This is a genomic window from Streptomyces sp. NPDC005955 (assembly GCF_042871255.1).
Taxonomy (GTDB): Bacteria; Actinomycetota; Actinomycetes; order Streptomycetales; family Streptomycetaceae; genus Streptomyces.
Genome location: NZ_JBIAIF010000011.1, coordinates 33847 through 59290, shown reverse-complemented (window position 1 = coordinate 59290; position 25444 = coordinate 33847). Strand labels below are relative to the sequence as shown.

The 25444-nt window shown below is 72.7% G+C and carries 21 protein-coding genes and 1 pseudogene; 12 read left to right on the top strand and 10 right to left on the bottom strand.

Annotated elements, in window-relative coordinates:
* From ACFYOU_RS24400 to dmpG, 11 genes are all read left to right on the top strand, one after another.
* Positions 1–1515 carry an ATP-binding cassette domain-containing protein gene (locus ACFYOU_RS24400; RefSeq protein WP_391308465.1) on the top strand — a complete coding sequence of 505 codons (1515 nt, stop codon included), beginning with the start codon at positions 1–3 and terminating at the stop codon, positions 1513–1515.
* A complete protein-coding gene (locus tag ACFYOU_RS24395; RefSeq protein WP_391308464.1) occupies positions 1512–2486 on the top strand; it encodes an ABC transporter permease in 975 nt (324 codons plus the stop codon). Before ACFYOU_RS24400 ends, ACFYOU_RS24395 begins: the two co-directional genes overlap by 4 nt.
* 36 nt (positions 2487–2522) lie before the next feature.
* Positions 2523–3494 (top strand): substrate-binding domain-containing protein, encoded by a 972-nt coding sequence (locus ACFYOU_RS24390; RefSeq protein WP_391308462.1) that lies wholly within the window; start codon positions 2523–2525, stop codon positions 3492–3494.
* Positions 3495–3507: 13 nt separating this feature from the next.
* On the top strand, positions 3508–4302 hold the full coding sequence (locus ACFYOU_RS24385) for a helix-turn-helix domain-containing protein (RefSeq protein WP_391308460.1): 795 nt from the start codon (positions 3508–3510) through the stop codon (positions 4300–4302).
* A gap of 19 nt (positions 4303–4321) precedes the next feature.
* Positions 4322–5068, top strand: coding sequence for a dienelactone hydrolase family protein (locus ACFYOU_RS24380; protein WP_391308458.1), 747 nt, complete (start codon positions 4322–4324; stop codon positions 5066–5068).
* On the top strand, positions 5065–5931 hold the full coding sequence (locus tag ACFYOU_RS24375) for an alpha/beta fold hydrolase (protein ID WP_391308456.1): 867 nt from the start codon (positions 5065–5067) through the stop codon (positions 5929–5931). The genes ACFYOU_RS24380 and ACFYOU_RS24375 overlap by 4 nt, the downstream gene beginning before the upstream one ends.
* The gene (locus ACFYOU_RS24370) at positions 5915–6790 is read left to right on the top strand and encodes an alpha/beta fold hydrolase (protein ID WP_391308454.1); all 876 of its coding nucleotides are present in this window, start codon (positions 5915–5917) and stop codon (positions 6788–6790) included. Before ACFYOU_RS24375 ends, ACFYOU_RS24370 begins: the two co-directional genes overlap by 17 nt.
* The gene (locus ACFYOU_RS24365) at positions 6787–7503 is read left to right on the top strand and encodes a class II aldolase/adducin family protein (protein WP_391308452.1); all 717 of its coding nucleotides are present in this window, start codon (positions 6787–6789) and stop codon (positions 7501–7503) included. Before ACFYOU_RS24370 ends, ACFYOU_RS24365 begins: the two co-directional genes overlap by 4 nt.
* A gap of 83 nt (positions 7504–7586) precedes the next feature.
* Positions 7587–8399, top strand: a complete 813-nt coding sequence (locus ACFYOU_RS24360) for a fumarylacetoacetate hydrolase family protein (protein WP_391308450.1) — start codon at positions 7587–7589, stop codon at positions 8397–8399.
* Positions 8393–9283 (top strand): acetaldehyde dehydrogenase (acetylating), encoded by an 891-nt coding sequence (locus tag ACFYOU_RS24355; RefSeq protein WP_391308448.1) that lies wholly within the window; start codon positions 8393–8395, stop codon positions 9281–9283. The genes ACFYOU_RS24360 and ACFYOU_RS24355 overlap by 7 nt, the downstream gene beginning before the upstream one ends.
* Positions 9280–10326 carry a 4-hydroxy-2-oxovalerate aldolase gene (gene dmpG / locus ACFYOU_RS24350; RefSeq protein WP_391308446.1) on the top strand — a complete coding sequence of 349 codons (1047 nt, stop codon included), beginning with the start codon at positions 9280–9282 and terminating at the stop codon, positions 10324–10326. Before ACFYOU_RS24355 ends, dmpG begins: the two co-directional genes overlap by 4 nt.
* A gap of 110 nt (positions 10327–10436) precedes the next feature.
* Here dmpG and ACFYOU_RS24345 read toward each other — a convergent pair whose 3' ends face one another.
* From ACFYOU_RS24345 to ACFYOU_RS24305, 9 genes are all read right to left on the bottom strand, one after another.
* A complete protein-coding gene (locus tag ACFYOU_RS24345; RefSeq protein ID WP_391308445.1) occupies positions 10437–11246 on the bottom strand; it encodes a TIGR02452 family protein in 810 nt (269 codons plus the stop codon).
* Positions 11247–11427: 181 nt separating this feature from the next.
* A complete protein-coding gene (locus tag ACFYOU_RS24340; RefSeq protein ID WP_391308444.1) occupies positions 11428–13152 on the bottom strand; it encodes an ATP-binding cassette domain-containing protein in 1725 nt (574 codons plus the stop codon).
* Positions 13149–14960: an ATP-binding cassette domain-containing protein gene (locus tag ACFYOU_RS24335; protein ID WP_391308442.1), complete on the bottom strand. Its 1812-nt coding sequence runs from the start codon at positions 14958–14960 to the stop codon at positions 13149–13151. Before ACFYOU_RS24335 ends, ACFYOU_RS24340 begins: the two co-directional genes overlap by 4 nt.
* Positions 14957–15304 carry a hypothetical protein gene (locus ACFYOU_RS24330; RefSeq protein WP_391308441.1) on the bottom strand — a complete coding sequence of 116 codons (348 nt, stop codon included), beginning with the start codon at positions 15302–15304 and terminating at the stop codon, positions 14957–14959. The genes ACFYOU_RS24335 and ACFYOU_RS24330 overlap by 4 nt, the downstream gene beginning before the upstream one ends.
* Positions 15305–15420: 116 nt before the next feature.
* Positions 15421–16413: an ABC transporter substrate-binding protein gene (locus ACFYOU_RS24325; protein WP_391308439.1), complete on the bottom strand. Its 993-nt coding sequence runs from the start codon at positions 16411–16413 to the stop codon at positions 15421–15423.
* A 332-nt stretch (positions 16414–16745) separates the two neighbouring features.
* Entirely contained in the window at positions 16746–16892 is a 147-nt protein-coding gene (locus ACFYOU_RS24320) for a hypothetical protein (protein ID WP_391308437.1), read from the bottom strand.
* Between the two features lie 43 nt (positions 16893–16935).
* Entirely contained in the window at positions 16936–17814 is an 879-nt protein-coding gene (locus ACFYOU_RS24315; protein WP_391308435.1) for an ATP-binding cassette domain-containing protein, read from the bottom strand.
* On the bottom strand, positions 17811–18956 hold the full coding sequence (locus ACFYOU_RS24310) for an iron chelate uptake ABC transporter family permease subunit (RefSeq protein WP_391308433.1): 1146 nt from the start codon (positions 18954–18956) through the stop codon (positions 17811–17813). The genes ACFYOU_RS24315 and ACFYOU_RS24310 overlap by 4 nt, the downstream gene beginning before the upstream one ends.
* An 8-nt stretch (positions 18957–18964) precedes the next feature.
* Positions 18965–20044, bottom strand: coding sequence for an iron chelate uptake ABC transporter family permease subunit (locus ACFYOU_RS24305; protein WP_391308432.1), 1080 nt, complete (start codon positions 20042–20044; stop codon positions 18965–18967).
* Between the two features lie 128 nt (positions 20045–20172).
* On the opposite strand from ACFYOU_RS24305, the pseudogene ACFYOU_RS24300 reads away from it, so the two are divergent.
* Positions 20173–20365, top strand: a pseudogene (locus ACFYOU_RS24300) (IS481 family transposase); the annotation flags it as partial.
* 85 nt (positions 20366–20450) lie between these two features.
* On the opposite strand, the gene ACFYOU_RS24295 reads toward ACFYOU_RS24300, so the two are convergent.
* Positions 20451–25403, bottom strand: coding sequence for a hypothetical protein (locus ACFYOU_RS24295; protein ID WP_391308430.1), 4953 nt, complete (start codon positions 25401–25403; stop codon positions 20451–20453).
* Between the last annotated feature and the right edge of the window lie 41 nt (positions 25404–25444).

Genomic DNA, 25444 nt, shown 5'->3' with positions numbered 1-25444 from the left:
ATGACGACCGTACCCAAAGGAACGGCCACCACCGGGCCCGCGCTCGAACTGCGCAAGGTCAGCAAGTCCTTCGGCGGGGCGCACGCCCTGCGGGAAGTGGACTTCACCCTGCGCCCCGGCGAGGTGCACGCCCTCGCCGGCATGAACGGCGCCGGCAAGTCGACGCTGGTCGAGGTCGTCTGCGGGGCGCTGTCCCCCGACAGCGGCGAGATCCTGGTGGGCGGCGAGAGCAGCCCTTCGCTCACCCCCCGGCGGGCGCGTGCCCTCGGCGTGAGCATCGTGCACCAGCGGCGCACCCTGGTGCACGAGCTGACGGTGGCGGAGAACCTGCTGCTCGGCAGGCTCCCCCGCACCAAGGGCCGGGTGGACTGGGCCGAGGTACGGGCGGAGGCGGCCGGGGCCCTGGACGACCTGGGCGTCGAGGTGCCCGTGCGGGCCACCGTCGGAGACCTCACCCCCGCGCAGCAGACGCTCGTCGAGATCGCACGGGAAGTGCACGTCGGCGGGAACGTCCTCATCCTGGACGAACCGACCGCCGCCCTCGGCGGCGCGGACGCCGCCCGCATCCACGACCTGGTCCGTCGACTGAGGTCCCGCGGCACGGCCGTCGTCTACATCTCCCACCACCTGGACGAGGTCCTGGCGCTGGCCGACCGGATCACGGTGATGCGGGACGGCCGGACCGCGCTGACCGAGGCGATCGCGCAGGTGGACCTCGCCGCCCTGGTCCGGGCCATGGTGGGCGACCGGCTGGTCGCCGAACCGGCCGCCCGGAAGAGGGACTTCGGACCGCCCGCCCTCGAACTGGACAAACTCGGCGGGGACCGGCTGCGGGACTTCGACCTCACGATCCGGGCCGGCGAGATCGTGGCCGTGCTCGGCCCCGCCGGGGACGCCCAGCGCGAACTCTTCCCGCTGCTCAGCGGGGTGCGGCAGCCCTCGGCAGGAACCGTCGACGTGGGCGGGACCCGGATACGGACCGGGAGCGTCCGCGCATCGCTGTCGGCGGGGCTGCGCTGCGTCACCGGGGACCGGCTGCTGCACGGACTGGTCCCCGGCCTCAGCGTCGACGAGAACCTGGCGCTGGCCGACCGGGGCATGAGCCGGCCCTGGCTGGTGCGCTGGGCGGCACTGCACCGCAAGGCCACCGACACCCGCCGACGCTACGGGGTCGTCACCCTGTCGGCCGACCCCGCCGTCGACTCCCTGTCCGGCGGCAACCAGCAGAAGGTGCTGCTGGCGAAGTGGCTCGACACCGAGCCGACCGTGTGCCTGCTGGAGGAACCCACCAGCGGCGTGGACGTGGCGGCCAAGGCCGACATCCACCAGTTGGTCGACGCGCTCGCCGACCGCGGCGCCGCCGTCCTCCTGACCTCTGCCGACGTCGACGAGGTCAGCCGACTGGCCGACCGCGTGGTCGTCGTCCGCGGCGGGCGCGCCGTGGCCCGACTGAACCGGGACGAGTGGTCCCGGGACGACCTCGTCTCGCTCACCGTAGGAGGACACGTCTCATGACCGCCGCATCCGCCTTCCGCGACCGGACCGGACCGAGCCTGCCGCCCGGTGTCGCCCGACACGTCGGCCTGCTCAGCGTCCTGCTGCTGATCGGGCTGTTCACCTCGCTCAACAGCGAGGTCTTCCTGACCACGCCCAACCTGGTCAACGTCTCGCAACAGGTCGCGGTCGTCGCCGTACTGGCGGCCGGGCTGACCCTCCTGATGACCGCGGGCGGCATCGACTTCTCCCTCGGGGCGATCGCGGCCGTCTCCCACGCCGTCGTCGCCAAGCTCATCCAGGGCGGCATGAACGAGTGGGCCGCGGTCCTGGTCGCCCTCGCACTGGGCACCGCCATCGGCCTGGTCAACGGGGGTGTCGTCACGGTGTTCTCCGTCGCCCCGTTCGTGGCGACCCTGGCCTCCTCCACCATCCTCACCGGCGTGGCACTGCTGCTGCTCGACGGCATGAGCGTCAGCATCGGCGACCACCTCGCCGTCCTCGGCTTCGGTGAGCTCTTCGGCGCGATCCCCTCGCTGGTCGTCCTGGCCGTCCTGGTGTGCCTGGCAGTGGGGCTGCTCATGCGGTGGTCCGCGTTCGGCCGCAACGCCTTCGCCATCGGCGGCAACGAGAGCGCCGCACGGCTCTCCGGCATCCCGGTCGTACGCAGCAAGCTGCTCCTGTACGCGCTCGGCGGCTTCCTCGCCGCGCTCGGCGGCGTCATGCTCGTCGCCCGGCTCGGCGCGGCCAGCCCCGGCACGGGCGGCCTGCCGCTGGAACTCACCGTGGTCGCCGCCGTCGTCATCGGCGGCACCTCCCTGCACGGCGGCAGCGGAACCCTCGTCGGTACGGTCCTGGGCGTCCTGCTGCTCGGCCTGGTCGCCAACTCGCTCAATCTCCTCCAGATCGACCCCGTCTACCAGGACATCGCCGTCGGCACCGTCCTGATGATCGCCGCGATCGTGAACCACCAGCGCGGTCGCCGCACCTGAGCCCCCCGCGTTCTCCCTCCGGTGAAAGGAAACGTCATGAGCCGCACCACCACCCGACGCCTCACCGCACCACTGGCCCTCAGCGCAGCCCTCGGACTCCTGGTCAGTGCCTGTTCCGTGGACAAGGGCCAGCGCACGGACACCGCTCCCGTCGACCGGAGCAAGAAGCTCACGATCGGCTTCGTCAACGGAAACAACATCGAGTTCCACACCTGTCTGCTCAGATCGATGCAGGCGCGCGCCGAGGACAAGGTGGAACTGCTCACCGCCAACTCCGCGATGGACCCGGCGAAGGAGCTCTCCAACATCGACGACATGATCGCCAAACGGGTCGACGTGATCGTCGTGCAGACGGTCAACATGGACGCCCTGGAGGGCGGCATCGCCCGGGCCAACCGGGCGAACATCCCCATCTTCCTCACCTCGGTCGCCTCCGTGGACCAGTCGAAGATCCTCGGCGCCGTGGTCACCGACGTCGCGGGCGTGGGCAAGCAACTCGGCGCATGGCTCGGTGAGGACAGCAAGGGCGGGTCCGTCGAGGTGGGCGTCATCGGCGGTGCGCCCGGTGCGGCCGCCGACCTGATGGACGCCGCGTTCAAGAAGGCACTGCCGAAGCAGGCGCGCGTCGTCTTCGACCAGCCCGCGTTCTGGCAGCGGGCCAAGGCGCAGGACGTGGCCGAGAACATGCTCCAGGCCCGCCCCGGGGTCCAGTACGTCTTCGTCCACAACGAGGACATGGCCATCGGCGTCCTCGCCGCGCTCAAGGCCGCCAAGCGCCACGACGTCAAGGTCATCACCAACGGCGGCAGCCCGGAGGGCACCGAGGGCATCCGTGCCGGGGAGATCGCCGCGACCGTCAGCAACACCCCGAGGTCCGTCGGCGAGATGGCGATCGACAACGTGGTGGGGCTCATGCACAAGGAGGAAGGGGTAGAAAAGATCTCCACCGTGCCGAACCTGCTGATCACCAAGGCCAACGTCAGCGAGGCACCCCCCTACTGCGCGTGAGGCGGCATCCCCGATGGCACACCACGACAACGGTCCGCGGCGCCGCGGCGTCCAATCGGTCGACCGGGCGTTGGACATCCTCAGCGCACTGAGCGCGGCCTACCCCCGCCTCCAGCTCTCCGAGCTCGCTGAGGTGGCCGGACTGCCCAAGACCAGCGCCCACCGCATCGCGGTGACCCTGGTCGGGCGCGGATTCCTGCGCCAGGAGGAGGACGGAGCCTACGTACTGGGCACCCGGCTGCTGGAACTGGGCAGCCTGGTGTCGACCACGACGGCCCTCGCCCACCTGACCCAGGGCGTCGCCGAGGAACTGGCACGTGCCACCGGGGAGACCGTACTGATCGCCGAGGTCGACTGGCGGGACCGATCGCTGATCATCACCGGCCGGCGCGAAGTGGGGCACGGCCCCGGCTCCCTGTCCTCGATCGGCCAGCGTTCGGTCCTCGCCAACGGCTGCATCAGCGGCGCGATCCTCAGCGCCCTGCCCCCGGACGAGGCCAGGAGGATCGTCCCGCAGCTGCGGCTCGCCCAGCGCACCCCCCTCAGCATCACCGACCCCGGGGCGCTCCTCCAGGAGATCGAAGCGAGCCGTTCCCGGGGCTTCGCGATAGAGATCGACCAGTTCATCGAGGGCATCGCGGGAGTGGCGGTCCCCGTCCTCGTCGCGGGACGGCCCGCGGGTGCGGTCGCCGTCTGCGGCCCCACCGTCCGGATGCCCCGTCGCCGCCTGGAGGGCATCGCCGCCCTGACACAGGAACTGCGGGGCCGGGCGGCCCGCCCGCCGGCCCCGCCCAGGGCCGGAACCTGACAGCACGCAAGGAGAGACCATGGTTGCAATCACCGCGGACTGGGTGACCTTCCCCAGCGGCGGCGTCGAGATCCGCGGCTACCTGGCCCTGCCGACCACGGGCGCGCGCCGCCCACCGGCAGTGATCATGGCGCACGAGAACCTCGGCGTCATCGCCCACCGGCGGCGCGTCACGGAGCAACTCGCCGCCGAGGGCTACGCGGTCCTGACCGTCGACCTGTTCAGTCGCATCGGAGGCCAGCCGCCCCAGGACTACACCACCCAGGAGGAACGGCGGGCCAAGGCGTTCCTCGCCGCCCGCGACGAGCAGGCCGTGCCCGACCTGGAGGCCGGACTCGACCACCTGGCCGCCCGCGGCGACGTCGACACCGAACGCGCCGCAGTCGTCGGCTTCTGCCTCGGGGGAGGGCTCGCCCTCGTCTGGGCCGCACGGTCGGACCGGCTCGCGTGCGCGGTACCGCTGTACGGCATCCCCGAACTCCCCGCCGCCTACAGCCCGACCGGCGCCGTCCGTTCCCGCATCGACATCGCCGACCGGGTGCGCTGCCCGGTCCAGGCCCACTTCGGCGGCGCCGACTCGGTCATCCCGCTCGACCAGGTCGAACGGCTCGGCGACGCCCTGGGCACCAGCGGCCACCCAACCGAGGTCCATGTGTACGAGGGCGCGGGTCACGCCTACCACGACGACACCCACCCCAACCACGATCCACAGGCCGCCCTCCTCACCTGGGAGCGGACCCTCGACTTCCTGCGGAAGCACCTGTGAGCCTGTGGACCGACCTGCTCGGAGCCGAGGTCGAGCACGTCGACGCGGACGGAACGCCCACCCGTGCGGTGTCCCTGGGCGCGGGACCGGCCGTGCTCTTCCTCCACGGCCGCGGCGGGCACCTCGAAACCTTCGCCCGCAACCTGGCCGCCGTCGCCGCACACGGCCGCCGGGCGATCGCCGTCGACCTGCTCGGGCACGGCCTGACCGGCCGCAGCACCGAAGGGCGGTACACCGTCGGCGAACTCGCCCGCCACATCAGGGCCGTGCTGGACGCGTTCGACCTCGCCGAAGCCGATCTGGTCGGCCAGTCGCTCGGCGGCTGGGTCGCCGCGCTCACCGCACTGGAGGCCCCCGGTCGGATCCGCAGGCTCGCCCTGATCGAGCCCGCCGGGCTCCAGTCGGAGGCCGAACGGCTGTCGGACGACGCGGTGCGGGCCGCGTACCGGCGGGGAGGCCTGGCCTACGAGGAGCCGACGGCCGATGCCGTCCGGGCCCGGCTCGGCGGTCTGCTCGCCGATCCGACGACCGTCGACGAAGAACTCGTCGAGCTGCGGACCCGTCTCTACGGGCCGCCCGCGGCCCGGGACGTCCATCGCCGGGTGCGCGCAGCGGACAACACGCCCTGGCTGCTCACCGAGGAGCGGTTGGCGCGCTTGAGCGTCCCCACCCTGTTCCTCCGCGGCGAGTCGGGACACACCCCGTCCGACGTCGTCGAGGCCGCCGCCCGTGCGGTGCCCGACGCCGTCCTCGTCACCGTGCCCGGCGCCAAGCAGTGGCCCCAGTTCGAACGACCCCGGCAGGTCAACGAACTCCTCAACCGATTCCTGGGAGAAGGAAGCACCGATGTCGTTCTGGACTGATTCACTGGGCGCGGAAGTCCGGTTCCGCGAGGCCGCCGGCTGGCGCACCCGCTCCATCGAAGCCGGCGAAGGGCACCCCGTCGTCCTGATGGGCGGGCTGACCGGCCACGCCGAGGGCTTCCTGCGCAACGTCGTCCCGCTCGCCGAGCGCGGACTCAGGGTGTACGCCCTCGACGCCGTCGGACACGGACTGAGCGCCCGGCCCACCGACGTCACCTACCACGCGCCGCTGTTCACCGAACACCTCATCGGGTTCCTCGACGCGATAGGCGCCGAACGCGCCCATCTCGTGGGCCAGTCGCTGGGAGGCTGGACGGCGCTGCACACCGCACTCCACCACCCCGACCGGGTGGGCCGGGTCGTCTCCGTCACCGGGGCGGGCCTGCTGCTCTCGGACCAGGGGCGCAAGGAGGAGAGCGAGCGGGTCCACGCCCGGGTCAAGGCGGTCACCGCGCAGGCCGCGGCAGCGCCGACGCGGGAGAGCGTCCGGGCGCGTCTGGAATGGCTCATGGTGGACCCGGCCGTGGTGACCGACGAACTCGTGGAGTGCCGGTACCGCTACTACACCCTGCCGGGCACGCAGCAGGCACAGGCCAAGCTGGTCGCCGAGCAGCCCGGCGAGGAGAACCGGGCGCACATGCTGGACGAGGCGGCACTGGCGCGCATCGAGGCCGAGACGCTGGTGGTCTGGACCGACCACAACCCGACCACACCCCCCGAGGTGGGGCGCAGGGCGTCCGAGATCCTGCCGAACGCGAGTTTCGACATGATCACCGGGGCCGGCCACTGGCCGATGTTCGAGCAGCCCGGGCAGTTCAACCGGATCGTCGGGGACTTCCTCGCCGGGGACGCGGAATGACCCCCGCCGAAGAGGTCGCCCTCGGCTGCCGGGTCCTGGCCGCGCACGGCAACGCCGACCTGGTGTGGGGGCACCTGTCCCGGCGCGATCCGGGCGGGACGGACCTGTGGCTGAAGGCCGCCGGGTACGGCATGGAGGAGATCACCGCCGACCGGGTCGTCCGCATCGACCCCGACGGACGGCCGACGGGCGGCGGGGGCCGAGTCCACCTGGAGCACCCCATCCACACCGCGGTCATGGATGCCCGCCCCGACGTGGGGGCGGTCGTCCACAGCCACGGGGAGGCGGCGGTCGCATTTGCCGCCACGGGCCTGCCGTTGCGACCGGTGGGTCACGAGGGAACCCTCTTCTGGCCGCCCGACATCGCGCGCTTCACCGAGACGGGCGACCTCGTCGACACCCCTGAACGCGGCGCGGCCGTCGCGGCGGCGCTCGGCGACCGCAATGCCCTGCTCCTGCACCGCCACGGTCTGGTGACGGTCGGACCCGACGTGCCCACGGCGGTGCTGACAGCGATCTTCCTGGAGAAGGCGTGCCGCATGCAGCTCACCGTCGCGTCCGCCGCACACCCCGACGGGCCCGCACACCCCGACGGGGCCGGGCACCACGACGACCCCGTCGAGGCGCTCATCAAACGCGACCGCTGCTACGGCCCCCGTCAACTCGCCGACGCCTGGGCCTATCTGGTGCGCTCGCTGGACGCGCGCGCCTGACCGGCCGCCCCACCCCACGCACCCCGCCCCGGACCCGGTCGCCCGGGCCGGCGGGAGCGCCCGACTCGACGCAAAGGACCGTCATGGACGGAACCAGCACGGACACCCACACCCGGGAGCAGGCCGCAGCCGAACTCCTGGGCGCCTACGCGACGCGGACTCCCGTCCGTCCACCGTCAGAAGCCCTCCCCGGACTCGGGCCGGCCGACGCCTACGAGATCCAGCGGCTCCAGGTCGAACATTGGCTCGCCGAAGGCGCCCGGATCAAGGGGCACAAGGTCGGCCTCACCTCAGCGGCCATGCGCCGCCAGTTGAAGGTCGACCAGCCGGACTACGGCCACCTCATGGACACCATGTTCCACACCGACTCGGCCCCCATCGACCCCGCCCGCTTCCTCCAGCCGCGGATCGAGCCGGAGTTCGCGTTCGTCCTCAAGCGCCCGCTGGAGGGCCCCGGCGTCACCTCGGCCGAGGCGGCGGCGGCGGTCGACTTCGTCCTGCCGGCGCTGGAGATCATCGACTCCCGGATCGCGGACTGGCGGATCACCCTTGCGGACACCGTCGCCGACAACGCCTCCAGCGGCGGGGTGGTCCTCGGCGCGAACCCCGTCCGCCTGGACGGCGTCGACCTGGCCTCGACCCCCTGCCTGCTCCATCGCAACGGCGTCCTCACGGACACCGGCGCCGGCGCGGCCGTACTGGGGAACCCCCTGAACGCCCTGGTGTGGCTGGCCAACACACTGGCGCCACTGGGCATCGGACTGAAGCCAGGACACGTCGTCCTCCCCGGCTCCCTCACCGCCGCGCTCCCCGTCGCCGCGGGCGACGTCGTCACCGCGACCTTCGCCGGGCTCGGCACCGTCACCGCCGCCTTCTCCGAGGAGCACACGTGCTGACCGCCGCGATCGTCGGCCCCGGACACATCGGGACGGACCTGATGGTCAAGCTGCTGCGCAGCGAACTCATCGACCTCCGCTCCGTGGTCGGCGTGGACCCTGACTCCGCCGGACTGGCGCGGGCCCGGGAACTGGGCGTCACCGCGTCCGCCGGGGGCCTGGACTGGCTGCTGGCCCAGGACGAACTGCCCGACCTCGTGTTCGAGGCGACCTCCGCCGGCGCCCACCTCGCGAACGCACCCCGGTACGCCGAGGCCGGCATCCGGGCCATCGACCTCACCCCGGCGGCCACCGGACCGTTCGTCTGCCCGCCCGTCAACCTCGACGACCTCGCCGAAGCCCCCAACCTCAACATGATCACCTGCGGTGGCCAGGCGACCGTCCCGATCGTCAGCGCCGTTTCCGCCGTGGTCCCCGTGGCGTACGCGGAGATCGTGGCGTCCATCGCCTCGCGGTCGGCCGGCCCCGGAACCCGCGCCAACATCGACGAGTTCACCGAGACCACGGCGGCGGCGGTGGAAGAGGTCGGAGGCGCGGCTCGCGGCAAGGCGATCATCGTCCTCAACCCCGTCGAACCGCCGATGATCATGCGGGACACGGTCTACTGCGCGATCCCGGCCGACGCCGACCGCGACGCCGTCACCGAATCCGTGGTCCGCCAGGTGGAGCGCGTCCGACGCTACGTCCCCGGCTACACCCTGCGCGCGGACCCGCAGTACGACGCGGCCCGCGCCGACTGGGACGGCCACGCCCGGGTCGCGGTCTTCCTCGAAGTCCGCGGCAACGGTGACCACCTGCCGCCCTGGGCCGGCAACCTCGACATCATGACCGCTGCCGCAGCCCAGGTCGGAGAGGAACTCGCACGGAAGAGGTCGACGACATGACCACGGCAACCACCCCGTCACCGGCCCCCGTACGGATCACGGACTCCACCCTGCGCGACGGCAGCCACGCCGTGCACCACCGCTTCACCGTCCCGCAGGTCCGTGCCGTGGTGCGCGCCCTGGACGACGCGGGCGTCACGGTGTTGGAGGTGTCGCACGGCGACGGCCTGGGCGGGTCGTCGTTCAACTACGGCTTCTCCGGCACCGACGAGCTCACCCTGGTCGCCGCCGCGGTGGACGAGGCCCGCCGGGCCCGGATCGCCGTGCTCCTCCTGCCGGGCGTCGGAACGGTGCGAGCCCTGGAACGGGCCCACGCAGCGGGCGCCCGGATCGCCCGGATCGCGACCCACTGCACCGAGGCGGACGTCTCGGTCCAGCACTTCGCGGCGGCCCGGAGGCTCGGCATGGAGACCGTGGGCTTCCTGATGCTCTCGCACCGGATCACCCCCGAGGCCCTGGCCCGGCAGGCCCGCATCATGGCCGACGCAGGATGCCAGTGCGTCTACGTCGTGGACTCGGCCGGAGCGCTGCTCCCGAGCCAGGCCCGCGACCGGGTGGCCGCCCTCGTCGCCGAACTGGGCGCGGACGCCGAAGTGGGCATCCATGCGCACCAGAACCTGTCCCTGGGGTTGGCCAACACGCTCGCCGCCTACGAGGCCGGCGCCCGGCAGATCGACGGGACCCTGTGCGCCCTGGGCGCGGGCGCGGGCAACGCGCCCACCGAGATCCTCGTTCCCGTACTGGAGCGGATGGGCGTGCCCACCGGCGTCGACACCCATGCGGTGCTGGCCGCCGCGGACGAGGTGGTCCGGCCGTTCGTCGCGCGACTGCCCTGGACGGACCGGGCCGCGATCACCCAGGGGTACGCAGGGGTTTACTCCAGCTTCCTGCTGCACGCCGAGCGGGCCGCCGAACGCTACCGGGTACCGGCGCACGAGATCCTGCAACGGGTTGGCGAGGCGGGATACGTCGGCGGCCAGGAAGACATGATCATCGATGTCGCGTTGGAGCTGGCGGCCGAGCGGGAACGCGACGGGAGCTGAGGACCGGGCCGGTCGTGCCGCGAACCGGGCCCGGTACGAGGGCAAGGACACCTGCTGCGTTTCCGTCCGAACCGCCACGTCCTCTTCGATCCGGGTGATGCGGAACATCGTCAGCCGGCGAACCTGGCCCGGAAGGCGGTGCGGTTGGGGGAGTCGGCCGAGCGGTCCCAGACGGCGAAGGTGACTCGGGCGAACGGGGCGCCGTGGGTGTGCAGGGCTTCGGCGAACGCGTCCGCCACCTCGGCCGGGTCGTTGCCGAAGACGCCGCATCCCCAGGCGCCGAGGACGAGTTCGCGCACGCCGTGGTGGGCGGCCACACCGAGGACACGGCGGGCGCGTTCGGTCAGAGTGCCCCTGACGTCGGCCTCCTCACCCGGCGAGTGCCGCGCCAGCTGGCCGGCGTTGGGAGCGGGGGAGGTCAGGAAGGAGACGCGGTACGTCTGGTCGAGCAGGGCGTGGGAACCGTCGCGGATCACCGGTACGTGCGGGGAGAAGATCACCCGGTGGCTGTAGTTGAGGTCGGCGGACGCCCGATGGGCCGCGTAGTAGTCGGGGGCTTCGAGCAGGCACGAGTAGAGGAGAGCGGTGCGGCACAGGTCTTCCTCCTGTGCCTTGGCGCCGCGCAGGTACCCGCCGCCGGGGTTGCGGGCCGAGGCGAAGTTGAGGACGGCGAGGTGTTCGACGCCTTCGTCGGTGAGGCGGCGGGCGGCGCGCAGGCTGTCCTCGTCGGTCACCTCGGCCCCGCCGGCGAAGGGTCCGGTGGGCGCCGGGGCGAAGGCGGGGGAGTGGGAGACGGTCCCGGAGCGGGCGGCGGCGAGAGCTGGGGCTATGGAGACCCGGGCGCCGGTGGAGGTGGTGTAGGTGCCGGTGGCCGCCACGCGTTCGTTCTCGGTGGCGAGGTTTCTCAGACGGTTGCTCATGAGGAGCGATGGTAACGAGGAATTATTGTCAGAGTGACTATTTTTTGAGGAAGCGCGTAGGCACGCCGCATGGCTGTACCCCTGCACCGCACGTGCCTCGGCCGACGATTGGTGCCGCCCTCGTCATCACCGGCCCACACGAGGGGGGACTCCTGCCGGCCCCGCCCCCGCGGGGGCCGGCTCATCCGGTGCCGGTGAGATGCCAGGCGGCGGCCTGGCGGCGGCGGTCGACGAAGCGGCTGTAGACGCCGCCGAGCCGCAGGAGTTCCTCGTGGGAGCCGGACTCGGTGACGCGGCCCCCGTCCAGCACCAGAATCCGGTCGGCGCCCTCGACGGTCTCCAGCCGGTGGGCGACCACCAGCACCGTGCGGTCGGCGGCGAGCCGGGTGACCGCCTGCTGGACCAGCCGCTCGTTGACGGCGTCGAGGGAGGAGGTGACCTCGTCCAACAGCACGATCGGGGCGTCCTTGAGCAGGGCACGGGCGATCGAGACCCGCTGCCGCTCGCCCCCGGAGAGCGTGGCCCCGCCCTCTCCGACGCGGGTGCCCAGGCCGTTCGGCAGCCGGGCGGCGATCTCGTCGACGCGGGCCAGCCGGACCACCCGGTCCAGCTCGTCGGGGCCGGCGCCGGGCCGGGCCCGCAGGATGTTCTCGGCGATGGACTCCTCGAAGAGGTACGGGTGCTGGGAGACCAGGGCGATCCGGCTCAGCAACTGAGCGGTGCCCAGCTCGCGTACGTCCCGGCCGCCGACGAGCACGGTGCCGCTGTCCGGGTCGTGGAAGCGGGCGATCAGCGAGAGCACGGTGGACTTCCCGGCGCCCGAGGGCCCGACCAGCGCGGTCAGCGTGCCGGGCTCGGCGCGGAAGGACAACGCGTGCAGGACCGGGCGGCCCGGGGCGTAGCCGAAGCCCACCTCGCGGAACTCCACGGACGGCGGCCCGCAGGCCGCGGGCCGGTCGGGCTCCGGCAGCGGCGGGACGTCCAGCACCTCGCGGAAGCGCCGCAGCCCCACGGTGGCGATGCGCAGGCCGCCGGCGACCTCGGCCACGGCCGTCAGCGGCTCCACGAAACGCACGGCCAGTACCATCACGGCGATCAGCACCGCGATGTCACCTCCGCCGCCGAGGGCGAGCATGACGGTGAGGGCCAGCACCCCGGTGAGGACCGTCTGGAGGGCCAGGAAGAGCGGCGCGGTGGCCGCCGAATTGCCCAGGACCATGCTGCGGGCACCCGCGTCCTGGTCGGTGAGGGCCTGGTCCAGGGGAACGCCGCCGCCACCGTAGGCCCGTAGCACCGGCTGCTGTCGAGCGTACTCCAGGACCCGCTCGGAGGCCCGGTTGGTGCCGGCCTCCCAGGTGTCTTCGACGCGCTCGATGACCTGGAGGTAGAGACGGTAGGCGAGCAGCGGCAGCGGGGCGCCGAGCAGCAGGGCGAGCCCGATCTGCCATTGCACGGCCAGGGTGACGGCGATGATGGTCGCCGGGGTGGCCACCGCCGCCACCACCGGGGCCACCAGGTGGGCCGGGGCGGTGGCCACGTCGACGGCGGTCTTGGTGGCCAGCCGGTTGACGGTCGCCGCGCGTCCTTCGGCGAACCACCCCAGCGGGATGCGGGTCAGCGCTTCGCCCAGCCGGGCGTGGAGCAGCCGCAGCAGGGCGCTGGAGAGCTCACCGGCGTGGCGGTGGTTGCGCAGCATCACCGTGTGGTGGGTCAGCACCAGGCCGGCCAGGACCGCGGCCCAGGTCCACACCGCTTCCCAGTCGTCGGTGAACAGCGCGCCGAGCAGCGGGATGAGGGTGCAGCCGGCAAGTCCCTGGAGGACGGCCGCCACGCCGACGCGGATCAGCAGGGCGCGCAACTGGCGGCGGCCCGCCGGGTCGAGCAGGGCGAACAGGGAGCGGATCATCGGTTCGACAGCTCGCTTTCGGTGGTGGCGTCGGGCCGCTGGGGCTGTTCGCCGCCCTGGTGGGCGGCCCACAGGGCCCGGTAGTGGGTGCCGTCGTCCAGCAGTTCCTCGTGGGTGCCCCGTTCGACGATGCGGCCGCCGTCGAGCACCGCGATGGTGTCGGCCCCGCGTACCGTGTGCAGCCGGTGGGCGATCACCAGGAGGGTCCGGCCCGCGCTGAGCGCACTGAGCGCCTGCTGGATGGCCGCCTCGCTGTCGGGGTCCACCGCCGAGGTGGCCTCGTCGAGGACGAGCAGCGGCCGGTCGGCGAGGAGGGCACGGGCGATGGCGATGCGCTGGCACTCGCCGCCGGACAGGACGGCGTCGTCGCCGATGACGGAGTCCAGGCCCCGGGGGAGGCGTTCGATCACCTCGGTGAGCCGTGCCGCGGAGGCTGCGCGCAGGACCTCGGTGTCGTCGGCGTCGGGGCGGGCCAGCCGGATGTTGTCCCGGACGGAGATGCGCAGTGGCGTGGTGTCCTGGAAGACGAAGCCGATGTGGGCGTAGAGGTCTTCGAAGGAGAGTGCGCGCAGGTCGGTGCCGCCCAGGGTGATCCGTCCCGCGGACGGGTCGTGGAAGCGGGCGGCCAGCTTGGCGAGGGTCGACTTGCCGGACCCGGAGGCACCGACGAGGGCGGTCACGGTTCCGGGACGGAGCGTCAGGTCGATGCCGCGCAGGGCGGCGTGGCCGCCGTAGTCGAAGTCCACGGACTCCAGGCACAGGGCGGCGCCGGCGTCCGGTGCGGCCGCAGGCTCGGCCGGTGCGGGGAGCGCGGACTCGGCGAGGATCTCCCGGACCCGGGCGGCGGCGCCCCGGGCCGCGAGCAGGGCGTGGTAGTTGAAGCCGACGGCGAGCACCGGCGCGGGTATCGCCAGCCCCAGGACGACGAAGGGCAGCAGCTCCGACGGACCGCCGAGGTGTCCGGAGTGCACCAGGGCTCCTCCGGCGAGCACCGTGGTCAGCAGCAGGGTCATCGGGGAGAGGGCCAGTTCCATGAAGGTCGCCCCGGCGGAACTGGAGCGCATCCAGTCCCGGTGGCGGTCGTCGAAGTCCTCGGCGGCCTCCCGGTAGGCGTCGTGGGCCCGGCCGAGGGTGCCGAACGTCTTGACCTCGGTGATGCCGTCGGTGAACTGCACGGCGGCGGCTCCCAGGCGTGCCTGTGAGCCCGCGTACTCGACGAGCTTGTGCGTGGTGCCCCGGGTGGCGATCTTGAGGCCGAGCATGCCGGCCGCCACCGGCACCAGGGTGATGACGGTCATCAGCGGGTCGGACAGCAGCAGGTAGCCGACGATCACGGTGGGCACCACCAGCGCGGTGGTCAGTTCGGTGACCGAGTGCGCCACCAGGTGGTGCAGGGCACCGACGTCGTCCTGGACGGCCTTCTTCACCAGGCCGGAGTTGCGCTGGGTGAACCAGCCCAGCGGAACGCGGCCCAGGTGGCCGACGACCCTGCGGCGGAGCAGGGACCCCAGCCGCACGTCGGCCAGGTGGGAGACGGTGGAGGCGCACAGCAGCAGCACCAGCCGCAGAGCGAGCGCGGTGGCGGCGACGGCGACGGCGGTCCATGCCCCGCCCTCGTCGATGGGGTCCCCGGTGAGACCGGGCAGCAGGATCCGGGCGAGTTCCACCAGGCAGAGCAGGGGCACCACCGAGGCCACGGCGGCCACCGCCGAGCACAGCGCGGTGAGGACGAGCCGGCCCAGGACGGGGCGCAGCAGGGCACCCAGGGTGGTGGGTGCGGGTGTCGGGTCGGGGGGCGGCACGTTCACTGGGCGGCTCCGTCTCGCTGGACCGGGCCCGGGCGGGCGCCGGTGTCGTGCGGCCCGCGGAGGTCGGCGGGGGTGGACACGGCGAGGGCCGCGAGCACCACGGTCCTGCGCGCGGTGGAGGCCAGCAGCAGCCCGGCCACAGGAATGACGACCGCGACGGTGAGGGAGGAGACCGTCATCAGTTGGCCGGCCATCGCCCCGGAGACGGAGGGGCCGGCCGCGACCTCGGGCAGGACGCCCGCGATCACCTGGTCGTCCGTGGAGAAGGTGAACAGGGTCAGGAAGAGCACGGGGAGCCACAGCGCCGTCGCCGTGCTCTTCCTCTTCGTCGTGTCGGTGGCCATCGCCGGTTGATCGTCTCCTCGGCCTGTCGTCTCGGCCTGTCGTCTCGGCTGGTGGCGCGGTGCCCCCGCGGCCACGGGGGCACCGCGTGTTCGCTGCGGCGCAGCGGCTCTCGGAGTCAGGCCTTGGTGGCTTCCAGGTAGGCGGCCCAGATGTCCTGGATGTTGTCGGCCGAGCTGAGCTCGCCCTTGCCGGAGGCGAGCACGTGCAGGTCGTGGGCGGACGCGTAGAAGGCGAAGCCGGACATGCCGAACCACACGTCGGCGTCCGGGGTGACGACCTTTCCGGTGGCCTTGAAGGCCGGGTTCTTGGTCAGTGCGTCAGGGGTGTAGAACTCGCCGCGCGGGATGACGATGAGCTCGGCGTCCTGCTCCGGCAGGTACTCCTTCGACAGCGGGACCGAGTACCCCTTCGCCTTCTTCTGCTGGAAGGCGGGGCGGGTGAAGCCGGCCTCCGCGATCAGCGTGGAGATGGGCACGTGCGGCGGCATGGTGAAGTCGTTGGCGCCGAAGGAGTTGCCCAGCAGGGAGAGGGTGCGCTTGCCCTTCACCGCGTCCGCGGCGGTGCGCAGCACGGTCTCGGCCGCGGTGATCTGGCGCTTGCCGGCCTCCTCCGCTCCGAAGAAGCCGGCGGTCCGTCGCACGATCTCGCGCCACTCGCCCTCGATGGGCAGGACGACGGTGGGGGCCAGTCGGCTGAGGCTCTTGTAGTTCTGCCCGGTGGCCCCGGCCGCGCCGGTACCGACCAGCAGGTCGGGCGCGTCCTCGGTGAGCCGTTCCAGTTCGGGCGTCTTGCCGACCTCGATCTTGCGCAGTTCCACGCCGTTGGCGGTGAGGATCTCCTGGGCGCGCGGTTGCGCGCTGGCCAGGTAGACCGCATCGGGCTTGATGCCGAAGGAGAGCAGGGTCAGTCCGGCGACCTCGTCCAGGGCGATGACGGCTTCCGGCTTGCCGGGCACCTTCACCGTGCCGAGGTCGTGGGTGATCTCGCGAAGGGCCGGGGCCGTCTTTCCCTCGGCAGCCTTGGCGGGGGCGGGGTCACTGCTGCCGCAGCCGGTCAGCAGGATCGGAAGGGCCAGCGCAGCTGCGGCGAACGCTCGGCGAGTTCTCATTCTGGGGTTCTTCGCTTTCGTAGTGGTGCGTTGCCGCGGAGCGCGACAAGAGGGTTTCCGTTGTTGGCGGTTGGCGGTTGGCGGTTGGCGGTTGTGCGGTCAGGCCCGGGCACCGGCCGGCGTTGCCGAGCATCCGTTTGACACGTGCGCAGTCCCAGCAGTGGGAACGGCCGACCGCGCGCTGCATCCGAGGGACACCGGTCGACGACGCCGCCCGGCTCCGTCCACGAGCCTTCGGAGACCTGACGCACATCGATTCCGGCACGGGCGTGGAACCCGGTGCGGACGAAGCCCGGGACACAGCACCGTCACCTGCGCCCCGGTCCCCTTGGTTACCGGGGCCACGCCTTGGAGGCGGCGAAGGCAGATCCCCTGCCCGGAGTCAGACCAGTGGGGGAGGACAGGTCGACCACGGTGCCGCCGCTGCCCTGGAGCGTGGTCCGTACGGCGGCGTGGGTGAGTTCCAGAGGCGCCGTCACCTTGACGGCGCGTCGCTTCGGCCCCGGTTCGTACGTCGCCCCGTCAACCGTCCCCTTCGGCGCAGCGGCTGAGCGGGATCACCAGGGGGCAACCGGTCTCCTCGTCGTGCCGGACCCGGGCGTGCAGCCCGAAGACCTCCGCCAGCATCTCCTCGGTGAGCACGTCCCGTGGCGCGCCCTGCGCGACGATGCGCCCCTCTTTCATCGCCACCAGGCGATCCGCGTAGCGGGCCGCCAGCGTCAGATCGTGCAGCACCAGCACCACGGTGCGCCCCATGTCCCGGTGCAGCGTCCGCACCAGGTCCAGAACCTCCACCTGGTGCGCCAGGTCCAGGTGGTTGGTGGGCTCGTCCAGCAGGAGCAACTCGGTGTCCTGGGCCAGCGCCATGGCGATCCAGGCCCGTTGCCGCTGCCCGCCCGAGAGTTCGTCCAGGTCCCGTTCCGCCAACTCGTAGGTGCCGGTGGCCCGCATCGCCCGGGCCACGACCTCCTCGTCCTCGCCGGTCCAGCGCCGGTACCAGCTCTGGTGGGGATGCCGGCCCCTGGCGACCAGGTCGGCGACGCTGATTCCTTCGGGCGCCACGGGGGACTGCGGCAACAGGCCCACCAGGTGGGCGACCTGACGGGTCGGCATCCGGTGGATCGGGGTGCCGTCCAGCAGCACCTCGCCGGCGCGCGGTTTCATCAGCCGCCCGAAGGCCCGGAGCAGGGTGGACTTGCCGCAGCCGTTGGGGCCGATGACCGCGGTGAACGAACCGTCCGGGATCTCCAGGTCGAGCCCCTCGATCACCGGGCGCTGCGCATAGCCCAAGGTGAGCCCCCGCGCGCGCAGCCGCACCGGAGCAGGACACGCTCCGGCCGCTCTTTCCCCCCGCGACGCGGACACCTCCGCCGTCTTGCCCAGCTTGATGGTCCCGGTCATGAGGTACGTGCCTTTCCGCTTCGGACGAGCAGGTAGAGCAGATAGGGCGCGCCGAGCGCGGCCGTCACGACACCGACCGGCAGTTGCAGATCGCCGAAGGCGGTACGGCCCAGCACGTCGGCCCACACCGTGACGGCTGCCCCCAGCAGGGCCGAGGCGAGCAGCGGCGGCGTACCGGTGCGGGCCAGCCGCAGGGCCAGCTGTGGCGCGGCGAGCGCGACGAAGGCGACCGGTCCGGCCGCCGCGGTCGCGGTGGCGGTGAGGAGTACGGCGATGAGGAGCAGGGCCACCCGGGCTCCGGTCATGCGCACCCCGAGGCCCCGCGCGGTGTCCTCGTCGTAGGCGAGGGCCCCGAAGGTGAAGGAGAGCACCAGGGCGACGGGCATCAGCACGGCCAGTACCAAGGAAGTGGTCCGGACGACGGACCAACTGGCGCCCTGGTCGAGGCTGCCGTTGAGCCAGACCAGCGCCCGGCCGACGTCCACGATGTCGGCCTTGACCAGCAGCCAGGAGAGCACGCTGCCGAGGACCGCGTTCACGCCGACGCCGACCAGCAGCACCCGGTAGCCGGAGATCCCCCGCCGCACGGCGAGCAGATGGACGGCCAGGGCGGCGACCAGAGCACCACCCACGGCCGCGGCGGGAACGCCGATGCCGGCCAGCACACCGCTGACACTGCCGTAGGAACCGCCCAGGACGATCACGGTGACGGCGCCGACCCCGGCTCCGCTGGTGATCCCGAGGATGTCGGGGCTGGCCAGTGGATTGCGCGCGATGCCTTGGACGATCGCTCCTGCCAGTCCGAGCGCGCCGCCCACCAGGACGCCGATCAGAGCGCGCGGCAGGCGCAGTTCGAAGATGACGAAGTCATGGGCCGGGGTGCCGCCACCCAGCAGCCGCAGTGCCACCTCCCCGACGGGGAGGGAACTGCTGCCCCGGGCGGTGCTCACGGCGACGGCCGCGACGAGCACTGCGGCGGTCAACAGCGGTACCAGGACCTGCCGGGGGCGCCAGCCGGCGGAGAACGGACCGGCGCGCAGCGTCCGGCGGCCGGGAACGGCCGGCCGGCGACCGGGCCGGGGGCCGTTCTGCTCGGCGCCGGCGGTCTCCGCGGGTGCCGAGGAACCCGGTCCGGGTGTCATGGCGGAGGTCATGGCCTCACCGGCTTCCGGCGGCCCACCAGGTAGATGAAGACGGGGGCGCCGATCAGCGCGAGCATGATGCCGACCTGAAGCTCCCCGGGCCGGGCGACCAGACGGCCGAGGGTGTCGGCGAGAACCACCAGGGAGGCACCGAGGAGCCCCGAGTAGACGAGAACCCAACGGTAGTCGGGCCCGGTGAAGTACCGCGCGATGTGCGTGGAGACCAGCCCGGCGAAGCCGATCGGCCCGCAGACGGCGACCGCGGTGCCGGTCAGCACGGTGATGGCGGCCATGCCGACCGCCCGGGTGAGCCCCACCCGCAGGCCCAGCGACCGGGCCACGTCCTCCCCCAGGGACAGGGCGTTGAGCCCGCCGGCGTTGGCGGCGGCCAGCACCAGACCCACCAGGACGAAGGGGAGCATCTGCACGACGAGTTCCACCGGGCGGTCGGAGACGGTGCCCACCGTCCAGAACCGGTAGACCTCCAGGGCCTGCCGGTCGATCAGCACCATGCCCGCGGTGAGTGCCGTGAAGAGGGCGTGCGCGGCAGCACCCGCCAGCGCCAGGGTGACAGGAGTGGCGCCGCCCCGAGCGAGCCGCCCCACCGCGTGGACCAGCAGGCTGGCCACGGCGGCACCGAGGAACCCGAACCACACATAGCCGTGCAGGCCGGAGACGCCCAGCAGGAAGATGGCGGCGACCACGCACATCCCGGCCCCCGCACTGATGCCCAGAACCACCGGATCGGCGATGGGGTTCCGGGTGTGACCCTGCATCAGCGCGCCGGCCACCCCCAACGCGGCACCGGCCACGAGCCCGAGCCAGGTGCGCGGCATGCGCAGATCCCGGACGATGATGTCCGCCTCCAGACCCTGCGGACTCCACAGGCCGTGCCAGACCTGGCCCGGGGTGAGCGGCTTGGACCCCAGGGCGATGGAGAGCAGCACGGCCAGTGCCACCACTCCCAGCAGCACCAGGAGTCCGGCCCAGCGGCGTCGGCCGCCGACTCCTGTCAGCCGCTGCCGCGCCGGTCGGACCTCCGGGGGGACCCGCAGCACGGAGCGGGCTTCGCTCACGATCTCCTCCACCACACAATGATCAACTTAGGTGAGCCTACCCTTATGTCTCCTGATGTGGAAGGGGTGGCCCCGCTGACGCCGGAGGGGTGCCGCTTCCGTGCGGGCGAGGGTGACGGTTTCGGGAGGGGGCACCAGACCCCAGGCGGACGTCGACCCGCACCGAACGGAAGATCAACAAGCTCCGCGTCCTACGCCGGACCGGGCCTGCTCGCCTCGCGCACCTGCTGGCTCCGGCGCCCTCGACCGTGCACCACGCCCTGACCCGCTACCGCCTGGCCCGGCTCACCCGCCCCGGACCGTGCGACCGGCCGGACCGTACGTCGCTACGAACGTCCCACCGGTGTGATGATGCGCCGTACCGCAGGGCATGGCACGCACGTACGAGCCGATGATCGCCACGACTTCGTGCCTGGGGCTACCTGCGCTGGACGTCGAGGTCATGAAGCGTCTGCATGGCTTCCGGCAGGGTGCGGAGCAGAAGGCCCGGCTCTCGTTCGGCGAGCCGGGACAGGAGGTCCACCGATTCCCGGGCACGGGCCACCGCCTCGGTGTGTTCCGCTGTGGCGTGCTGCGTCCCGGTGCGGAGTCGGGCGGAGGCGAACGCGTGGAGGGCTGTGCCGAGGTCCAGGGCCCGGGCTGTCGCTGCGGAGGCCGTCAGGGTCCGCGTCCGGGCCACGACCTCGCGGGTCAGCCGGAGTGCCTCGTCGCGCCGGCCGGACCTGGCGAGGGCGATGCCCAACTCGGCCCGGGCGCGCAGCAGGTCCGGCTCATGAGATGTGGTGTCCTCCTCTGTGAGGCGGGTGGCGATGGCGACGGCTTCCTCCAGGCGCGCGGTGGCTTCCGGGAGCCGCCCGGGGATCCGCCGGAGCAGGCCGCCAGAAGCGGTGAGCTGGTGACCGAGGGCCTGGCGGGCGGCCACGTCGCCGTCCCGTGCGGCAGGGCGGACGAGTTCGACGGCCCGATCGAGGTCGGGCAGACCGTCGGCCGGGTCGCCCGTCTCGCTCCGGATCACGCCCAGTGCGCCCATCGCGGTCGCGTGGTGGAGGGCCCGGAGCGCATGGGTGGGCGGGAGGCGCTCGAAGACGGCCACGGCTTCCTCGGCGGTGGCCCGGGCCGCCGTTTCCCGGCCGAGACACATCTGGGCGGGTGCCGCCATGAGCAGGGCCGTGCCCAGCGCACCCGTCATACTCTCCTGCCCCCACGCGAGGCTGACGAAGGAGGAGGACTCCGGCGTACGGGCGATGCCCTGCACGGCCTCCTCGGCCGCGCCCGGCTGCCGTGCCAGTTGCCGCAGACCGTGTGCGGCTTCCTCCAGCGGTGCGAGCGCCTCCACCCGGAGCCCGGCGGTGAACCGGCGCAGTCCGAGTGTCGTCAGTGCCCAGGCGAGCTCCAGGCGGTTCGCGGGTGAATCGGACCGTGTGACGAGTCCCCGCCGGATCACGACCGTCTCTTCCGTAGCGGTGACGGACTCCTGGAAGCGAGCGCCGCCCAGCAGATTGCTCGCGTGGACGTCCAGCAGTTGCGCGCGCCGAGGGTCGTGGTCGACACCGTCCGCTTCGGCACGGTTCCTGCGGATCGTCAGGGCCCGGTCCAGGGCGCTCAGTGCCTGCGGCCTGAGGTTGGCCGCCGTGGCGAGACCGCCGAGGAGGACGAGCCGGTCGGCGAGTTGCCCTGCGTACCGGGTGGGGGACCGCGCGGTCAGTTCCTCGTCGAGGTCCGTCGCCCGGCGCAGGGCCGCGACGGATTCGGCCGAGCGTCCGAGTTTGTGGAGACAGACCGCCTCGTGCATCGTGTAGAGGGAGAGGTTCGGTAGGTGCGCGTCCGGCAACTCCTGTGCCAGCGGCTGCTGGAGGGCGATCGCCTCCCGTACGGTCGCCAGTGCCTCCTCGCCGTACCCGGCGCAATCCTGCTGGATCGCCAGGTTGTTGAGGCATTGCGCGAGCCGTTCCTTCGCCGCCACCGACCCGCCGGCGGCCAGGCTGCGGAACGCGTCGGCTGCGGCGAGGTGTCCGGCCAGGGACTCCTCTTGGTACCCGCCGGCCGCCAGGGTGCCGGCCAGGACACCGAGACTCATGGCGATGTCGGCCCGGTGGGCGGTGGGGTGCTCCGCTTCCAGGGCGTGGTAGAGGTCGACGGCCTTGCGGGCCGCCGCGATCGCGCTCTCCGCATCACCGCTTTCCTTGAGTTGCTGGGCCTGGTTGTTGAGGACCGTGGCCTGCAGGTCCCGGAAGAGGCCCGGCTCTTCGGAGGTCAGCTGCTCGCACAGTTCGGCCGCCTCGCGGTACGTCGTGCCCTCCTCTTCGTGGAGGCCGGTGTTGCCGAGCTGCATGGCGAGGCTGTTGAGTCCGCTCACCAGTGCGTGGCCGTGTGCTCTGGGCCGTTCGCGGGCCAGCCGCCTGCGCATGGCCAAGCTGCGACGGGCCTCGGCGAGCGACTCTTCCACCCGGCCCAGCTCGGCCAGTCGCTGGGAGCGGACACCGGTGCAGCTGGCCAGGTTCACCCGGAAGGCGTCCGGACGGTCCTCGGCGAGCCGTTCGGTGATCCGGACCGCCTCCTCGACGCTCTCCAACGCCTCGGCGTAGCGCCCCTGCTCGGAGAGGTAGTTGGAGAGGTTCGCCAGGTTCCGCGCGAGCAGGTCGTCCGCCTCCTCGGCTCCCAGGTCCACCAGCTCGCGGAGGATCCGGACCGTGGCCGCGGAGGTCGTGGCCGCTTGCTCCGGGCGCCCCAGCGCGGACTCCGCGACGGCCAGGGTCTGCAGGAGGCGGGCCAGTCGGGTCCGGGGACCGTGCAGGCTCAGGTCCACGGGGACGGGGCCCTCGGCATCGGCCACGGCCCGGCCGATCCGCACGCCCTCGTCGGCCTCGGCGAGGGCCTCGGCCCGCATCTCCAGGTCGATCAGGCAGGACGCCAGGTTGTTCAGGGCGGCGGCCAGCTCCGCCGCGGCTCCCTCCGGGCCGCCGGTGCCGGCGAGCGGGCGCAGCAGCGCGACCGCCCGCCGCGCGGAGGTGAGCCCTTCGGCCCGCAGTCCCACTTCCGACTGGCTCTTGGCGAGTTGGCGCAGCCGCCGGGCGAGTTCCAGGGTGCGCCGGTTGCGGTCGTGTTGTTCCCGCACGGCGGCCCGGGGCCGCAACAGGCGGCGCACCCGGAGGGCGAGCGGTGCGGCGGAGCCCCCTCCGGTGTCCTCGGCCCCGGTGCGCAGCTCGGTGATCCGCTCCAGCAGGTGAACGCCGAACTCCGAGAGGTGGTAGGTGGAGTGCGGGATGTGGTCGGCCAGGCGTTCCAGTTCGGTGACGGCCGTCCTCGGCTCCGCCGCGTGCGCGGAGAGCGCGGCGAGCAGCGGCGCGGGGTCCTCCACCATGAGGGCGGCGTCCATGGCGGGCAGCGCCAGCTGCGGCAGGACCGCCCGGCAGGTCCGGGTCACGACCGGACCGAGGGGCTCGCGCAGCGGAGGGTGGGCGGCTGCCCGCGCGAGGACGGCCAGCAGACGGGCGGCCTGGGCGTCGGTGAGGTCGGGGCTCCCGATGACGGCGGTCGCCAGCCGCGGGTGGGACAGCAGACGGCGCCCTGCGAAGCGTTCGGCCAGCCGGTCCGGTTGCAGCGCACCCCACGGGTGGCCGGGGGCTCCGGGACACTGTGCCCCGATCCATCGGGCGGCCTGCAGCCGAACGGGGTGGGCCGCTTCTTCCAGCGCGGGCAGGCGGGCGAGCAGTGCGACGGCCTGGTCGTCGTCGGTCGGCTCCACCAACACGGCGAGTGCCATGGCGTCCTGCCGGCCGTCCGGGAAGAGCAGCGGGTCGAGGCCGTGGGCGGCCGCGCTCTGGTCCCAGTACCACTTCTGGTGCTCCAGCAGCCGGTCCTCCGCGTCGAGCGGCTGCCGGTCCACTGCGTCCGGTGATTGCCGGTCCTCCGTCCCCGCGGGCCGGTCGCGCTCGGACGCCGCGTCGAGCAGGTCCGCGAGGGCCGTCATGTGGAGGGTGAGCACATTGCTCCAGTCGCCTCCACGCAACACCGGGGGCTGCAGCACGGCCGCCAGCTCCGCCCAGTCGTGACGGGGCTGCGGTACGACCGTGGACAGGGCGGCTGCGAAGGACCGGACCGCCTCGCGGTAGACGTGCTCGCGGGCGGCCGGGTGGGGGAACAGCGGCGGCAGGTCGGTGACTTCGGCGTCCGCGAGCAGGCGCTTCCCCGTCTGCGGGCCGCGCCGGACACTGTGCCACCACTCGCCGCCGCTGCGCGCGAGCAGCAGGATCTTGAACGGTGCCGCGCGGTGCGGGTCGACGGCAGCGTTCAGCAGGGCGTCGAGCTGCGGGACTCTGATCTCGGCCATGTCCAGCACCACCAGCAGCGGGTCGACCGCGTGCCGCAGCCCGTCCAGGTCCTCGGGCCGGGCCTCGAACAGGGGCCAGAGCACCCGCCACGGAAGCGGCGGCCCGTACGGACCGTGCCAGGGCGTGCGCTCCAGCTCGCTCCGCAACTGGTGTGCGAGCCGTGTCTTGCCTTGACCGCCCGGGCCGTGCACCAGCCAGGCGCCCGGACCGTCCTGGGTGCACCATGTCGTGAGGCGGCGCAGCAGTTCCCGGCGGCCGTGGAACCCGACCACCTGACGGTCGGGATCCAACAGCGCCGCCGGCGCGAGCGGCGCCCTGCCGGGGCCCGGTGGAAGCACGGCGGAGGGCGCGGCCACCTCGCGGTACGTGTCGGTCTCCAACACCGCCGAGTCGGCGCCGTACGTCGTCAGGGCGGTGCGGAAGGAGACGTCGCGGTGGAGTACCGACACGCGTACGGCCTCCAGCGTCCCGTACGCCGAGTGGGCCGGGTCGTCGGCCATCACGCCGACGATCCGCCCGCCGCAGAGCAGGGCGGCACCCGACAGCCCGGACCACGGCGAGCCGGCCCTCGTCGTGGGGGTCCAGGTCGGCGGGGTCTGTTCCAGGGCCATCACCAGGCGGTTGTGCACCAGGCCGCTGCCCGGATCGATCCAGCCGCTCAACTGCTTCAGTTCCGGGGTGGCCGGCCGCTCCGGGACACTTCTCGACACGATCTCGGACACCTTCGGAACACCCCAGGTCTGGCACGGTTGCCGGGGGGTCCAGGTGCCGAGCCGACCCCAGGGCTCAGCACGGCCCGCGGGCGCCTGCCAGCCCGGGTCGTCCACCTGGACGAGAGCCGCGTCGTCCGACCCGCCCGGGCTACCGCTCCACACGACGGCTGCCCGGTAGACCGGCGCCCGCCCCGGATGCAGGAGTTGCACGCCCGTACCCACCGGGCCCACGACGTGCGCCGACGTGAGGACCAGCCGCGGGCCGACGACATAGCCCGACCCGGCAGCCGCTCCCGCCCCGACCATCACCACACGGTCGCGGTCCATGGTTCCCCCCACCCACCCGCGGATCTTCATGATGTGACGCG